This is a genomic window from Streptomyces sp. NPDC002773 (genome assembly GCF_040295605.1).
In the GTDB taxonomy this organism is placed as follows: Bacteria; Actinomycetota; Actinomycetes; order Streptomycetales; family Streptomycetaceae; genus Streptomyces.
This window is the reverse complement of sequence record NZ_JBEOVO010000018.1, coordinates 90,259-103,772: the sequence shown is the minus strand read 5'-3', so window position 1 is coordinate 103,772 and position 13,514 is coordinate 90,259. Positions and strand designations below refer to the sequence as shown.

General features: G+C 71.9%; 15 protein-coding genes. 2 read left to right on the top strand and 13 right to left on the bottom strand.

The features are described 5' to 3' along the window. Positions 1 to 3: 3 nt before the first annotated feature. The gene (locus ABT034_RS22150) at positions 4 to 1,086 is read left to right on the top strand and encodes a Zn-dependent alcohol dehydrogenase (protein WP_351217737.1); all 1,083 of its coding nucleotides are present in this window, start codon (positions 4 to 6) and stop codon (positions 1,084 to 1,086) included. Between the two features lie 104 nt (positions 1,087 to 1,190). Here the strand turns inward: ABT034_RS22150 and ABT034_RS22145 are convergent, their stop codons facing one another. The 10 genes from ABT034_RS22145 to ABT034_RS22100 form a co-directional block, all read right to left on the bottom strand. Beyond that, positions 1,191 to 2,120, bottom strand: coding sequence for a PDR/VanB family oxidoreductase (locus ABT034_RS22145; RefSeq protein ID WP_351217735.1), 930 nt, complete (start codon positions 2,118 to 2,120; stop codon positions 1,191 to 1,193). A 4-nt stretch (positions 2,121 to 2,124) separates the two neighbouring features. Beyond that, the gene (locus ABT034_RS22140) at positions 2,125 to 3,576 is read right to left on the bottom strand and encodes a purine-cytosine permease family protein (protein ID WP_351217733.1); all 1,452 of its coding nucleotides are present in this window, start codon (positions 3,574 to 3,576) and stop codon (positions 2,125 to 2,127) included. Beyond that, complete coding sequence (locus ABT034_RS22135; protein WP_351217731.1) at positions 3,573 to 3,869, bottom strand: Rieske (2Fe-2S) protein; 297 nt, start codon at positions 3,867 to 3,869, stop codon at positions 3,573 to 3,575. Before ABT034_RS22135 ends, ABT034_RS22140 begins: the two co-directional genes overlap by 4 nt. After that, positions 3,866 to 4,738, bottom strand: coding sequence for an iron-containing redox enzyme family protein (locus ABT034_RS22130; protein WP_351217729.1), 873 nt, complete (start codon positions 4,736 to 4,738; stop codon positions 3,866 to 3,868). Before ABT034_RS22130 ends, ABT034_RS22135 begins: the two co-directional genes overlap by 4 nt. Further along, positions 4,735 to 5,547: a dihydrodipicolinate synthase family protein gene (locus ABT034_RS22125; protein WP_351217727.1), complete on the bottom strand. Its 813-nt coding sequence runs from the start codon at positions 5,545 to 5,547 to the stop codon at positions 4,735 to 4,737. The genes ABT034_RS22130 and ABT034_RS22125 overlap by 4 nt, the downstream gene beginning before the upstream one ends. A 25-nt stretch (positions 5,548 to 5,572) precedes the next feature. Beyond that, positions 5,573 to 6,106, bottom strand: a complete 534-nt coding sequence (locus ABT034_RS22120) for a DUF6190 family protein (protein ID WP_351217725.1) — start codon at positions 6,104 to 6,106, stop codon at positions 5,573 to 5,575. After that, positions 6,096 to 7,274, bottom strand: a complete 1,179-nt coding sequence (locus ABT034_RS22115) for an aminotransferase class I/II-fold pyridoxal phosphate-dependent enzyme (RefSeq protein WP_351217723.1) — start codon at positions 7,272 to 7,274, stop codon at positions 6,096 to 6,098. The genes ABT034_RS22120 and ABT034_RS22115 overlap by 11 nt, the downstream gene beginning before the upstream one ends. Positions 7,275 to 7,525: 251 nt before the next feature. Further along, the gene (locus ABT034_RS22110) at positions 7,526 to 8,227 is read right to left on the bottom strand and encodes a DsbA family oxidoreductase (protein ID WP_351217721.1); all 702 of its coding nucleotides are present in this window, start codon (positions 8,225 to 8,227) and stop codon (positions 7,526 to 7,528) included. A 35-nt stretch (positions 8,228 to 8,262) separates the two neighbouring features. Beyond that, a complete protein-coding gene (locus ABT034_RS22105; RefSeq protein ID WP_351217719.1) occupies positions 8,263 to 9,063 on the bottom strand; it encodes an MBL fold metallo-hydrolase in 801 nt (266 codons plus the stop codon). 34 nt (positions 9,064 to 9,097) lie between these two features. Then, positions 9,098 to 10,036, bottom strand: a complete 939-nt coding sequence (locus tag ABT034_RS22100) for a DMT family transporter (RefSeq protein ID WP_351217717.1) — start codon at positions 10,034 to 10,036, stop codon at positions 9,098 to 9,100. A gap of 122 nt (positions 10,037 to 10,158) precedes the next feature. Here ABT034_RS22100 and ABT034_RS22095 point away from each other — a divergent pair, with 122 nt between their 5' ends. Next, the gene (locus ABT034_RS22095) at positions 10,159 to 10,821 is read left to right on the top strand and encodes a TetR/AcrR family transcriptional regulator (protein ID WP_351217715.1); all 663 of its coding nucleotides are present in this window, start codon (positions 10,159 to 10,161) and stop codon (positions 10,819 to 10,821) included. A gap of 89 nt (positions 10,822 to 10,910) precedes the next feature. Here ABT034_RS22095 and ABT034_RS22090 read toward each other — a convergent pair whose 3' ends face one another. The 3 genes from ABT034_RS22090 to ABT034_RS22080 form a co-directional block, all read right to left on the bottom strand. Beyond that, the gene (locus ABT034_RS22090; RefSeq protein ID WP_351217713.1) at positions 10,911 to 11,582 is read right to left on the bottom strand and encodes a TetR family transcriptional regulator; all 672 of its coding nucleotides are present in this window, start codon (positions 11,580 to 11,582) and stop codon (positions 10,911 to 10,913) included. 215 nt (positions 11,583 to 11,797) lie between these two features. Next, entirely contained in the window at positions 11,798 to 12,712 is a 915-nt protein-coding gene (locus ABT034_RS22085; protein ID WP_351217711.1) for a DMT family transporter, read from the bottom strand. An 89-nt stretch (positions 12,713 to 12,801) separates the two neighbouring features. Beyond that, complete coding sequence (locus ABT034_RS22080; protein WP_351217709.1) at positions 12,802 to 13,497, bottom strand: ArsR/SmtB family transcription factor; 696 nt, start codon at positions 13,495 to 13,497, stop codon at positions 12,802 to 12,804. Positions 13,498 to 13,514: the final 17 nt, after the last annotated feature.

Here is a 13,514-nt window from a genome sequence, read left to right as displayed (position 1 = left end):
AGCGTGATCCGCGCCGCAGTCCTGCCCGCCGTCGGCTCTCCGCTGGAGATCACCGGCATCGAGCTCCCCGAGCCCGGCCCCGGCCAGGTCCGCATCCGGCTCGCCGCCGCCGGCGTGTGCCACTCCGACCTGTCCCTCACCAACGGCACCATGCGCCTGCCGGTCCCGGCCGTCCTCGGCCACGAGGGCGCCGGCACCGTCGTCTCCGTCGGCGAGGGCGTCACCCACATCGCCGCCGGTGACGACGTCGTCCTCAACTGGGCCCCGTCCTGCGGGACCTGCCACCCCTGTTCGCTCGGCGAGGTCTGGCTCTGCGCCAGCGCCCTGGCCGGCGCCGCGAACGTCCACGCCCGTACCCAGGACGGCACGGAGCTCCACCCCGGCCTCAACGTCGCGGCCTTCGCCGAGGAGACGGTCGTCGCCGCGAACTGCGTCCTGCCCGCCCCCGACGGGGTGCCGCTCGCCGACGCGGCCCTGCTCGGCTGCGCCGTCCTCACCGGCTGGGGCGCGGTCCACCACTCCGCGCGGGTCCGCGAGGGCGAGTCCGTCGCGGTGTTCGGCGTCGGCGGGGTCGGTCTCGCCACCCTCCAGGCCGCCAGGATCGCGGGCGCCTCGACGATCGTCGCCGTCGACGTCTCCCCGGAGAAGGAGGCCCTCGCGCGGGCGGCGGGCGCCACCGAGTATGTCGTCGCCTCCGACAACACCGCCCGTGAGATCCGGAAGCTGACCGGCGGCCAGGGCGTCGACGTGGCCGTCGAGTGCGTGGGCCGCGCCGTCACCATCCGTACCGCCTGGGAGTCCACCCGGCGCGGCGGCCGCACCACGGTCGTCGGCATCGGCGGCAAGGACCAGCAGGTCACCTTCAACGCCCTGGAGATCTTCCACTGGGGCCGCACCCTCGCGGGCTGTGTCTACGGCAACTCGAACCCGGCCGTGGACCTGCCGGTCCTCGCCGAGCACATCAGGGCGGGCCGGTTCGACCTCGGCGCGCTCGTCACCGAGCGGATCACCCTGGACGGCATCCCGGGCGCCTTCGACAACATGATCGCGGGCAAGGGCGGCCGGGCCCTCGTCATCTTCGACTGACCGCCCGACTGACCGACCGACCGACCGTGCCCGACCGACTGCCCGACTGACCGACAGCGTGCGGAAGCCCGTACCGGCGAACATGCCGGTACGGGCTTCCGCGTTCACAGGTCCAGGGTCAGCCGGGGCCCGCACGAGCGCCCCACGCAGATCATCATCGTCGTCCCCGAGGCCTTCTCCTCCTCGCCGAGGACGGAATCATGATGCTCGGGCGTCCCGGCGAGCACCTTCGTCTCACAGGTGCCGCACCAGCCCTCCTCGCAGGAGTACGCCACACCCGGCACGACCTCGCGCACCGCGTCGAGCAGCGTCCGGCCGGGATCCACGCGCAGGGTCCGCCCGGTCCGCCGCAGCTCGACCTCGAAGCCGCCCGCCACCGCGGCCTCCTCGGAAGGCGGCGCCGCCCCGAACCGCTCCATGTGCAGAGGGCCCGACCACCGTTCCTCCACCGCCCGCAGCAGCCCCTCCGGGCCGCAGCAGTACACGGCCGTCTCCGCCGGCAGTCCGGCCAGAACGCCGTCCAGGTCGGGCAGCCCCGCCGTGTCCTGCGGGACGAGCGTGACCCCCGGGAGGCCGGTGAGCTCCTCGCGGTACGCCATGGAGGCGAGGCTGCGGCCCCCGTACAGCAGCGACCACGACCCCGGCGGCAGCGAGCGGACCATCGGAAGGAGCGGGGTGATGCCGATGCCTCCCGCGACGAACAGATACCGCTCGGCGGGCACCAGCGGGAAGCGGTTGACCGGCCCCCGGACCCCGAGGACCGTGCCCTCGCCGACCGAGGTGTGGATCTCCTCGGAGCCGCCCCGGCCCGCCGGCTCGCGCAGCACCCCGAGCCGGTACGCGCTCCGGTCCGCGGGGTCGCCGCAGAGCGAGTAGTGCCGGACCGCCCCGGACGGCAGCGTCACCTCCACGTGCGCGCCGGGCTCCCACGCGGGCAGCTCCCCGCCCGCCGGGTCGACGAGCAGTAACCCCAGGACGCCCTCGGCCTCCCGGACGACCGACCGGACCGTCAGCCGGCCCGTCACCACGGTCATGGCGTCACCTCCCCGCTCGCGTCGGCGGCAGAAGCGGCTCCGGCCATACGCGGCACAGCGCCCCGTACAGCACGCCCGCGACCACGAAGGAGGCCGGCAGGCTCAGGTCCACCCCGCCCGTCAGGCCGGTCAACGGCCCCATGTACAGGGGGTTGTTGATCCAGAGCACGCCGACGACGGAACCGGCCGCGAAGGCCGCGGCGGCCCGCGCGTTGACCCCGCCCGTGTACCAGTACCGCCCGCCCCCGCCCGTGGTGAAGCTGCGCAGCGCCTCCGTGTCGTAGCGGCCCCGGTGGAGCACGTACCCGACGGAGAGCACGGCCGCCCACGGGGCGACGACCGTGAGCAGCAGCGTCACGAACGCCGACATCGCGTCCATGGCGTCGTACACCACCGCCCCGAGGTACAGCACGGCCGCCGCGAGCAGCGCGACCACCGTGGTCACGGCGGCCCGCGAGGAGCGCCAGAACACGGAGTTGGCGGAGAGCCCGGCCGCGTACAGACACAGCCCCGCCTGCGGCAGGGTGCCCGCGAAGCCGAAGACCACGACCGCCACCGCGAACCAGCCGGGCACCGCGTCCGTCAGGCCCTGGAGCCACGGTTCGTCGGGCACGGGGAAGAGGGTCGTCACGTACGCGCCGGTGAGCAGCGCGGCGAGACTGCTGAGGAACATGGACACCCCGCTGGCCCGTACGACCCGGCCGGTGGGGGTGGAGGAGGGCATGAAACGGGTGTAGTCGCCCTGGAAGGTGGCGTACGACAGGGGCACGGTGGCGGATGCGGTCGCCGCGAGCAGCCAGGTGTGGAAGGCGCCGTCGAGCGCGAGCGTCCCGCCGGCGTAGCCCGCGTCGAAGTCCGGGGCGAGGACGAGCACGGTGCCGAGGAGGACGACGCCGCCGGTGACCGCGGTCACCTTGTAGGTGCGGACGAGCGTCCGGTGGCCGCGTACGGCGACCAGCGCGACCGCGGCCGCCGTCACGAACATCGCGGCGGTCAGCGCGCCGGGGCCCGTGGGGGTGCCGAGGAGTCGGTGTCCCGCGACCATGACGGCGGTGCCGCCCGTCCACACGGCGATCGCGAAGAACCCGAGCGCGGTCACCACGGTGAGGGCGTTGCCGACGACCCGGCCCCGCACACCGAAGTGCGCGCCGCTCGCCACCGGATCGTTGGTGCCGGTACGGACGCCGAACCGGGCCAACGGGGCGAGCAGCACCGTACCGACGGCGACGCCCACGGCGATCGCGCTCGCCGAGGCCCACCAGCCCAGGCCGAAGACGACGGGCAGCGCGCCGAGGACGACCGTGCCGAACGAGAACTGCGCGGAGGGCCAGATCCAGCCGAAGTCGCCCGGTGCCGAGGTGCGTTCGGCCTCGGGCACCGGCGCGACGCCGTCGTGGTCGGCCCCCGCACGGGGCGGCGCCGCGGTGGACGCCGCCCCGGTCGGAGTGGTGGTCATGAGGCGCCCCCGGCGGGCTCGCCCGGCAGTACGTCGAGCACCCGCAGGGCCGCGCACGCCGCGCCCGACGTGCGCTCCCCGCTCGTCAGGTCGAAGGTCGTGTGGTGCAGGGGGCAGGTGATCCGCAGCCTGTCCCCGTCGACCCTGCCGTACTTCAGCCGGCCCCCGCGGTGCGGGCAGACGGCGGCCGCGAGGACTTTGCGGCCCCCGACCTCGACCAGGACCAGGTCCTCGGTCACCTGCCGGACGGTGGGCTCGTCGGAACCCCGCCGCCCGGCGGGCACGGCCGTCACGCGACGGTCTCCCGCGCCCGGGCTACGGCCGCCTCCGTGGCCGTACCGACGATGTCGGAGGCCAGCCGGACCCCCGCCCAGATCTTCGCCAGGTCCGGCTCGTCGAGGGAGCGGATCGCCGTACGCATGTGGTTGCTGTGGTACGAGTCGATGTAGAGGTGCTCGGTGTAGTAGGCGTCGTGGGCGATCCCGAGCCGCCGCGCCGCCCGCGCGAAGCTCTGGAAGGCGTACAGCACACTCGTCTCGAAGTAGGCGTACGCGCCCAGGAAGTACTGGGGCGAGGGCGCCCGGCTCGCCAGCCAGTGGAACATGTTGACGTACGCGAAGCACTCCGGGACGGTCTCGTCGAGATAGTCGTCGAGCCGGAGGCTCAGACCGAGCTCGGTGAGCAGGTCGCGGTAGAGCTGGGAGTGCGCCTTCTCCTCGTTGCCGCAGCCGAGTTCGTCGATGAGGACCCGGAAGACCGCCATCGCCGAGCGGTACGGCAGCCGGGGCACCACCGGCAGCAGCGACTCGGACTCCGTGAGGCCGTCGAGCGCGAACTGCCGCACCACGGCCTTGAACTGGTCGAGCGTGGCGTGCTCGGCGAGGAAGGTCGCGCTCTCGGGCAGCGCGGCCTCCTCCTCGGCGAGGAACTGCTTGAGCGCCTGGAGCAGCTCGCCGGCCGAGTCGAACCGGGGCGCCGAGGTCTCGTACGCCCGCGCCTTGGGCAGGATCCACCGCTCCTCGATGGCGGTCATCGACCCGTAGTCGCCGAGGTTGGGAACCCGCCGGTAGAGGCTGTGCAGTTCGCGCTGCGCGGTCGCGGCCGGGGCCGTGACCGAATGCGCGGCCACCGGGACGGACAGGTGGGACGAGGGCGTGCTCATGCCGCCTTCGCCTCCTCGTGGGTGGTGGGGGAGGCGATGACGCCGCGCCGGTGCAGTTCCTTCTTGACCCAGCGGTACCAGTCGTCGCGGAAGACTCCGTACCGCTCGCAGACGGTGTTGATCTCGGCCTGGCGGTCGGGGGTCGGGTCGACCAGCATCGCGTTGCACAGGGCGGGTTCCAGGTTGGCGAGCGGGCCGATGAAGCCCTGGATGCCGCGGGCGTCGACGAGCAGGTTCTCCCAGCCCTCGAAGACCGGGATGCCGGTGCCGGCCCCGGCCATCCTCCGGGTGAAGGCGGCGTCGCCGCTGGACTCCTTGATGCCGACGATCCCGGGGATCTCCGCGCAGATCCGCACCAGGGTGTCGAACTCGATCCGGTTGCCCGAGAGCGCTTCCTCGTTGTAGAGGAAGATCGGTACGTCGAGGGCCGAGCGGATGGCCCGGTAGTGCGCGACGATCTGGTCCTGCGTCACGTCGGCGCCGAACGGCGTGGTGACGACGACCGCGTCGGCGCCGATGTCTGCGGCCGTGCGGGCCCGGTCGATCACCGAGGCGGTGTCGGGGAGCTGGATGCCGGCGAGCACGGGGAGGCCGTCGGCGTGCTTGACGGTGTACGTGACGACGTCCTGCCACTGCCGGGCGTCGAGCTTCCAGCCCTCCCCGGAGGTCAGGGCCGGCATGAGGCCGGTGACCTCGGCCCGGATGTGGTCCAGGAGGCGGGCGACGCTCTGCTCGTCGACGGTGCCGTGCTCGTCGAGGGGGGTGATCAGCGGGACGACGGTCCCGGAGTAGGAGTGGGTGTCAGGCATGAGAGGGGTGCCTTTCGGAATGCCTTCAGAGGTTTTCGGAGACGACCGTCAGCACCAGCGACCGCTGGTAGAGGTCTTCCAGGTACGAGGGGAACGTCGTTTCCCCGAGCGGGCCGGCTGAGCCGTCCGGCACGATCGGTACGACGGGCAGGCCGGCTCTCGCCGTGAGCCGGGGGCTCGCGGTGTGCAGGACGCCGCCGCGGCCGAGGACCTGGGCGAGCAGCAGCCGCTCGTGGGTGGGGAGGCCGTCGAACCCGGGCGTGGTGCAGGCCCGGCGGAGGTCGTCCTCGGTGTAGGCGGCACGCTCGATGGCCAGGTCGGTGTGGAGGACGTCCATGAAGGGGTAGTACTCGTCCTGCACCCCTCGTTCGTAGCCCCACACCAGGTCGTCGCAGCGGCCGACCTGCTCCCAGCTCATGACGATCCCGCCGGCGTCCCCGGCGGCCAGCCGGCCGGCGAAGAAGGCCTTGGCGGCCAGGCGGACGGTGTCGTCCTTGCTGTGCATGCCCATGAAGAGGGTGGCGTCGACGAACACGGCCGATTTCGCGTCAGGCCGCATAGCGCTCGAGCACCTTCCGCATCCGCTCCATCGCGCCGGCGAACACCTCGGGCTCGCGGGCCAGGGCCAGGCGGATGAAGCGCTCGCCCTTCTCCTTGGTGTTCCAGTAGAAGAAGGTCCCCGGCAGGACGTACACCTCCTCGTCGAAGAGGACGGCCTGGAGCCGGGTGGCGGTCAGGTCCTCCGCCGTGATGCGGAACCAGGCGACGCTGGTACCCACGACCGGCTCCTGGAACTCCAGGATCGTGCCGCTGAGGGCGGTGCGGGCGGCGTCGCCGTTGGTGCGGATGATGTCGCGGATGGAGGCGAAACCGTCGGAGATGGAGTCCTCGACGTACTGGGTGACCATGTTGAGGACGAACGGCGAGACGTTCAGGAGGACGCTCGTGTGGAGGTTGTAGACCTCCTCCTGGATGTCCCGACTCGCCGTGATCATGGCGCACTTGGCGTCCTGGATCGGCCAGGTCTTCCCGGTGTCCTCCATGACCATGTACGTGACGCCCGACTCCTCCAGGAGCCGGTAGATGTCGACCCGGCCGATGCCCTCGTCGCAGAGCGCGAAGGAGGCGAAGCAGAAGTCCATCACCAGGACCTTGTCGTGGTCCACGCAGTAGCGGACCACCTCGCGGAAACCTTCCAGCTTCTCCGCGAGCAAGGTGAACCCGGTGGGGTTGTTGGGGTCGACGAGGTAGAGGGCGTCGGCGTCGACCTGCTCGACGAGCCGCTCGTAGAGGGTGTCCTTGTCGTGCAGGGCCGACTCGGCGAGCGGGGAGATCGGCACCTGCATGTTGCGCAGCAGGTCGACCAGGTTGTCGAAGCAGGGCTCGACCAGCTGCACCGACTTCCCGCGCTGCTTCAGGAACATGCCGGCGACCATGGTCGACACGCTGGCGGAGTAGGAAAGGAGCGTGCGGTCCATCGCACGGGCGGTGGGCTGCTGGTGCAGTCGGAAGAAGGCGTCGAGGAACTGGCGCTCGAAGTGCGCCTGCTGCTTCGACTCGGACTCGTGCCAGAGCTCGGGGAGGCGCGAGACGATCCGCTCCTGGGACGCGGACTGGCGCTGGTGGGTGTGCGCGTCGGCCAGATTGAACCGGGTCTTCAGGGCTTCGATCTCGTGCTGGGTGAGGTCGACGAACGTGCTGACGTCTGCCTTGTCGGTCAACGACATGAAGAACTCCCGCTGTCGATACGAAACTCCGTCCGGAATTCGGGCGGCGTGAACGACTGTAGGAGCTTCGACCGGCCTTGCGAATAACGGCCGGGTCACGCAATTAATAATCACCACGATGTTCTCCCGGCGTAAAAAAGGAACGACGGTCGGGCATTCCTCGAAAGGTCCTCGAAAGGCCCTCGAAGGAATGCCTGACCGTCGTTCCCCTTGTTCTTTCGCTTGTGCTGCCGCTTTGGGCGGCCTTTCAACTATTCAGTGGCGGCCCTCAGCAGGATGTCCTCGTATACCTTCGGGTCGTCCGAGTGGATCACCGGCCAGCCGATGCCGTACGAGCCCTCCCAGCCCACGTCGATCCCGGGGTTGGCCTGGTCCGAGCCGTCGGGCAGGAACAGGTGGGGGCTGCAGTTGACCCGGTCGGTCCCGGACAGCGCGGCCTGGTCCGCGAGCGCCCGGCGCGCGCGCCCGTCGTCCAGCGCCTCGGTGAGGGCGTCGACGTCGACCGCGCCGGTGCCGGCGGCCACGTCCAGGATCACCTTGCGGTGGCTGATGCAGCGCGACTCGGCCCAGAAGGCCCGGCGCAGCCCGAGGTCGAGCTGTTCGGACGCGTTCAGGCTCTGTTCCTTGGCGGCGAGCACCGCCTCGAGCGCGGGCAGGGTCGTGGAAGGGTAGAGCCAGTCCTTGGCCTGCCACAGCTGCCAGCCGGCGGACGGCTCGAGGCTGGCCATCCGGGCGACCTCGCTGTCCGTGCCGGGGCGCGGGCTCGGGGCGTCGTTGAGCAGTTCCAGGGGGAAGGCGCGCAGGTCGAAGGAGACCTGCTCCGCCAGGCCGAGACGGGCCCGGGTGGCGTGCAGCCGGTGGATGGCGATGTGCGCGAAGGAACACCAGATGTCGGAGAAGACGGTGACGACTCCGCGCGGCGGGGTCAGGTCGGCGGTGGTCGGGTCGAGCATGGTTCTCCTCGGTGGGTACGCCGGGCGGAGCGGGCTCAGCCGGCAGGGGACTCGACGGCGTCGAGCGCCGCCTCGAGGTCGAGGTCGGCGCCCGGCAGCCAGGCGGGCAGGGAGGGGATGCGGGCCATCGCCCGGAAGAGCCGCAGTACGGCGTCCTCGCGGACGGTCGGCCCGTGGGCGCTGAGCAGCCGCGTGGGACGCAGGGCCGCCAGTTCGCGCACCGGGCGGAGGAATTTCGCCTCGTCGACCAGAGCGGTCCACGGTGCTATCGCCCGGTTCAGCACGTCGAAGCCGTGGAAGAATTCCTCCTCGGGGAGATCGGCGAAGTCCTCGCTGATTTCCTCGATGACGGTACCGAAACTGTCGGAGCTGTAGAGCGTTCCATCGGAGTGGTCGAACACGGCGAGAGTTCCGGGTGAATCGAAGGTGGGGGGCCGGTGGAAACTCAGCTCACGGTCGCCGATTTTCACCCGACTTCCCGGGTTGGCGGTCACCACCCGGTCCTGCGGAATGCTGAACTCTTCCGATATTCGCGTCACCGACAACGCGTTGGTGAGCACCTTCGCGTGCGGCGCGGCCGCCAGGATGTCCGCGAGGGCTCCGGTGTGGTCGCGGTCGTCGTGGGTGACGGCGACCCAGCGCAGATCGGCGGGCTCGATCAGCGACCAGAGGGAGTCGAGGAAGTCCTCCCGGTCCACGGGCATGCCGGTGTCCACGAGGAGCGGCTGGCCGGAGCGTACGAGGAAGGCGTTCACCGGCTGGTCGCCGAGGCCCGGTATGGGCAGCGCCGAGGGGAGGACGTGGATGTCCGGCCCGGCGGTGTAGGACGCTCTCATGACACACCTTTCATGACGCGTGATCGACCCGCGGTCAGACGAGCTGGATGATCAGGGATCCGGCGATCAGCAGGACGAGACCTAGGGCGCGCGGCTTCGTGAGGGAGCGCTGGGGGAGCTTGAAGAGGCCCTTGTGGTCGATCAGGGCCGAGGTGAGCTGCTGTCCCGTCACGGTGAGCGCGATGGTCACCGCCGCCCCGATGGAGGGGATGAGCAGGAAGGTCCCGGTCACGTAGGCGGCGGCGCAGGCACCCCCGAGCCAGCCCCACCAGGGCATCTTCTTCAGCGGCGCGATCTTCGGCTTGGGGGTGCGCCGGGTCGCGTAGAGCACGAGCAGGACGACGGCGATGGTGAAGGTCGCCACGGCGAAGCTGATCACGGCGACGGTGATGGGCTCTTTGAGCTGGGCGCGCAGCTGGGCGTTGACCGCGCCCTGTACGGGGAGCACGGCGCCGGCGACGACACCGAGGGCGAGCCAGCCGACGCGGCCGGCGCTCGACATCCTGGGCGCGCCGGGAGGCGCGGCGGCCTTCATGCCCCGGATGATGACGACGATGCCGGCGAGCACCGCCAGGGCGCCGATGACGATCCCGGCGCTGAGGTCCTTCTGTTCGAGCCCGAGGAGACCGAAGAGGTCGAGCGCGAGCGAGGCGAACATCTGGCCGGTGACGAAGAGTCCGACGGCGGCGAGGGCTCCGAGCCGGGGGAAGAGCAGGATGCCGCTGGTGATGTAGAGCGGACTGGCCAGACCGCCCAGGAGCTGCCAGGCCTCGACGTCGGGCAGCTTGCCGAGCGCGCCGAGGGCTCCGGCCGCCACCGCGAGCACGGTCAGCAGACCGGTCGCGACGCCGAGCTGGATGGTCGAGGCGCCGTACGGGGTGCCGACGGCCGAGTTGAGCTGGAGGTTCACCGAGGCCTGGACGGCCAGGAGGCAGCCGACCAGCAGGGCCGCGGCGAGGAGCGCGGTGTGCATCTTGATCTCCCTGGGGCGGGATGGCGAGCGGGTAAGTGGACACTGAGTCCGTTTAGCATGCCATGACACCCAGCAAGCGGACAAGGTGTCCACTTAGCTCCGAGGCAAGTAAGGTCTGGTCCATGAGCGAGGACGAGCAGCGCGGTCGTGGAGCCGCCTCCGTGCACCGGGTCGGCGGGCTCCTCGGCGATCTCCAGGCGGTCGACGAACAGCCGGTCGCTCCGCGTCGGCGCGCGGACGCGGAACGCAACCGCGCCCAGATCCTGTCCGCGGCCGAGCGGCTCTTCGCCGAGCAGGACCCGCGGTCGGTCACCATGGACAAGATCGCCAAGGCTGCCGGGGTGGGCCGCGCCACCCTGTACCGGAGCTTCCCCGATCCGTCGTCGGTCGCCGTCGCCCTGCTCGACGAGCACGAGCGCAGGCTCCAGGGGCAGCTCATCTACGGTCCGCCGCCGCTGGGCCCCGGCGCGCCCGCCGGGGAGCGGCTCGCGGCCTTCTACCTGGCGATGCTCGACCTGCTCGAACGGCATCTGCCGCTGGCGCTGGGGGCGGAGACCGGCCCCGCGCGCTTCCGGACGGGCGCCTACGGCTTCTGGCGCGTCCACGTCCGCACCCTGCTCGTCGACCACGGCGTCCAGGACCCGGACCCGCTGATCGACATCGCGCTCGGCCCTCTGTCACCCGAGCTCTTCCAGTTCCAGCGGCACGAACTCGGCCTGTCGACCGAGCGCATCGGCCGCTCCCTCTCACTCTTCGCCCGCCAGCTGCTGCGCTCGGGGGAGTGAGCCGGGTCAGGGGCGGGGAGGTGTCGGCGGATCAGAGCCGGAGGGGCCCTAGGGGATGTGCGGGGCCGGGTGGACCGGGCCCGCCTGCCCTAGGGGACCTGCGGGGCCGGGTGGACCAGGCCCGGCAGGATCAACTTCCAGATCCGGCCGAGCCGTTGCTCGGCCGGGCAGTGCAGGGCGCCGGTCTCGGCGGTCCTGGGCTCCTCCTCGGTGGACCAGGCCTCGTCCGACGGTGTGCTCGGGCAGCGCATCTCCAGCTCGACCCCGGTGATCACATAACCGATCAGCGCCGCGACCGCCGTCGCGTCGACTCCGGGGCGCAGGGCCTTCTCGGCCGCGGCGAAGCGCGCCAGGCGGGCCACCTCGCGACGCCAGGGGCAGTCCCCGGATAAGCCGGGGTCGGTCAACTGGAGCTCCCGCGCGAGGCGTTCGCCGGCCCGTGCCATGGGATCGGTCTCGAAGAGCCGGATCAGCGCGTGCGTGGCGATCACCAGCTTGTCGATCGCGGTGCCCCCCACACCCTCGGTGGACAGACAGGCCGACTCGACCGTGATCCGGGTGACCGCGCGGGCCCGTCCGCGGACCGCCGTCGCCAGATCCGCCTTCGTCGCGAAATGGAAGACGAGCGCCCCGGTGGTGACCCGGGCCTCGCCGGCGATCCTGGCCAGGGACGCCCGCTCGTACCCGAGGCCGTCGAACACCCGCGCCGCTGCCGACAGGATCTCCTGTCTCGTACGTTCCGCCCGCTGCTGTATCGCCATGAGCTCCCCCGTCGGGCTTGCGAGAAGGTGCCGGAGCGTTATGTTCCGGCCCACGCCTGTGACCGACTCGAAACTATCCGGCCGGGCGGCGGCGAAACGTGCCTCGCCTTCCCACGGGCCGAAACTGGGGCTTGACGGGCATCTCCTCCCCAGGTCGCGGGCGCCCGCCGCGCGCCTCCCGTCCGTGAAGTGACCGGAACCGGAGGTATGGCCTGTCAGGTGGATCCAGCCGTTCCGGCGGCGGCCGAAGCCCGGGACCGCGAGCGCGAAACGGCCACACCGGCCAGGCACAGCGCGCCCCCGGCGAGGGTGAGAAGCCCCGGCAGCTCGCCCAGGAACACCCACGCCATCAGCACGACGAGAGCGGGCACGGCGTACGTCGTCGCGCCCATCCGCCCGGCGGTCGTACGCGCCAGGGCATAGGCCCAGGTCGTGAACGCGAGCGCGGTCGGGAACACGCCCAGATAGACCATGTTGAGGGTCGCCGACAGCGGGGCGCGGCCCGCCTCCTCCACCAGCTGCCCGGCGAACGGCAGGCAGGCCACCGCCCCCACCAGACACCCGAAGGTCGTCACCTGGAGCGCACTGCCGTGCGCGAGGGCCGGCTTCTGGGCCACGACCCCGCCCGCGTACGCCATCGCCGCCAGGACGCAGAGCAGCACTCCGAGCACCGAGGCGTGCCCGCCGGAGGACCCGGCGGACATCGAAAGGCCCACGGTCACCGCGCCGGCGAAGGAGACCGCCATGCCCGCGAGCAGCCGCGGCGGCAGCGACTCCTCGAGGAACCGGGCGCCGAGCAGCGCGATCAGGATCGGCCCGATGTTCACCACCATCGCGGCCGTGCCCGCGTCGACCTCCTGCTCGCCCCAGTTGAGCACCACCATGTACACCCCGAACCAGAGCAGCCCCGAGACCACGATCCCCGGCCAGGCCGCCCGCGGCGGCAGCCCCTCGCGCCGGACGAGGAGGACGGTCCCGAGGACCAGGACCCCCGCGAGCAGCCGGCCGAGGGCGAGGGCGCCGGGCGAGTAGGCCTCCCCGGCGCTGCGGATGGAGACGAAGGCGGAGGCCCAGAGGACGACGGTGACGCCGGCGGCCGCGAAGGCGAGCCGCGAGGATTGCTTCTGCATGGCCCGACCGTAGGACGCGGACGCTTCGGCGGTCACCGCAATATCGCGCGGCCCCCCGGGGAGGTGTGCCGCCCCGACTCGCCGCGATGTCACCGCAGTTCCGCCGGGGCGATGCCCAGGGACGCGTACAGCGCGCTCTCGCCCTCCACGGTCACCTTCACGGCCCGCTCCGAGCCGATCCGTACGCACCACCCGGCGTCCAGCGCGTGCCGGCACAGCGCGGCGCCCGCGACCCCCGCGAGGTGCGGTCGCCGTTCGGTCCAGTCGAGGCAGCCGCGCGCGACGGGCCGCCGCCCCCGGCGTACGAGGGGAACGCCCAGCTCGTCGAACCAGGCGAGACCCCGGTCCGTCAGCGCGAAACCGGTGTCCTGGCGCAGCAGCCCGCGCAGGGTCATCGCCTCCGTGACGACGATGCCGAGCCGTCCGGCGAGGTGGTCGTAGCAGGTCCGTCCCCGGGCCATCGCCCGCCCGGCGCTCGCCGCCCCCAGGGAGCGGGGCGGCGCGGCCACCGCCGGTTCGGACCGGGCGGCGAGGTCCTCGACGAGGTGCGCGATCCCGGGATCGGCGAGGCGTACGTACCGGTGGCGCCCCTGCCGCTCCTCCGTGAGCACCCCGCCGGAGACGAGTTTGCCGAGGTGCTCGCTCGCGGTGGACGGCGCCACGCCCGCGTGCCGGGCGAGCTCCCCGGCGGTCCAGGCCCGTCCGTCGAGCAGGGCGAGCAGGAACGCGGCGCGGGTCTCGTCCGCGAGGAGCGCCGCGAGCGCGGCGAGGTCACTGGCAGCCATGCGCCAAGGCTCCCGCA

What these genes read in the sequence shown, in the direction of transcription:
- ABT034_RS22145 (WP_351217735.1), bottom strand. Translation starts at nt 2,120, where the DNA reads ATGACCGTGGTGACGGGCCGGCTGACGGTCCGGTCGGTCGTCCGGGAG.
- ABT034_RS22140 (WP_351217733.1), bottom strand. Translation starts at nt 3,576, where the DNA reads ATGACCACCACTCCGACCGGGGCGGCGTCCACCGCGGCGCCGCCCCGT.
- ABT034_RS22130 (WP_351217729.1), bottom strand. Translation starts at nt 4,738, where the DNA reads ATGAGCACGCCCTCGTCCCACCTGTCCGTCCCGGTGGCCGCGCATTCG.
- ABT034_RS22125 (WP_351217727.1), bottom strand. Translation starts at nt 5,547, where the DNA reads ATGCCTGACACCCACTCCTACTCCGGGACCGTCGTCCCGCTGATCACC.
- ABT034_RS22120 (WP_351217725.1), bottom strand. Translation starts at nt 6,106, where the DNA reads ATGCGGCCTGACGCGAAATCGGCCGTGTTCGTCGACGCCACCCTCTTC.
- ABT034_RS22115 (WP_351217723.1), bottom strand. Translation starts at nt 7,274, where the DNA reads ATGTCGTTGACCGACAAGGCAGACGTCAGCACGTTCGTCGACCTCACC.
- ABT034_RS22110 (WP_351217721.1), bottom strand. Translation starts at nt 8,227, where the DNA reads ATGCTCGACCCGACCACCGCCGACCTGACCCCGCCGCGCGGAGTCGTC.
- ABT034_RS22105 (WP_351217719.1), bottom strand. Translation starts at nt 9,063, where the DNA reads ATGAGAGCGTCCTACACCGCCGGGCCGGACATCCACGTCCTCCCCTCG.
- ABT034_RS22100 (WP_351217717.1), bottom strand. Translation starts at nt 10,036, where the DNA reads ATGCACACCGCGCTCCTCGCCGCGGCCCTGCTGGTCGGCTGCCTCCTG.
- ABT034_RS22095 (WP_351217715.1), top strand. Translation starts at nt 10,159, where the DNA reads ATGAGCGAGGACGAGCAGCGCGGTCGTGGAGCCGCCTCCGTGCACCGG.
- ABT034_RS22090 (WP_351217713.1), bottom strand. Translation starts at nt 11,582, where the DNA reads ATGGCGATACAGCAGCGGGCGGAACGTACGAGACAGGAGATCCTGTCG.
- ABT034_RS22085 (WP_351217711.1), bottom strand. Translation starts at nt 12,712, where the DNA reads ATGCAGAAGCAATCCTCGCGGCTCGCCTTCGCGGCCGCCGGCGTCACC.
- ABT034_RS22080 (WP_351217709.1), bottom strand. Translation starts at nt 13,497, where the DNA reads ATGGCTGCCAGTGACCTCGCCGCGCTCGCGGCGCTCCTCGCGGACGAG.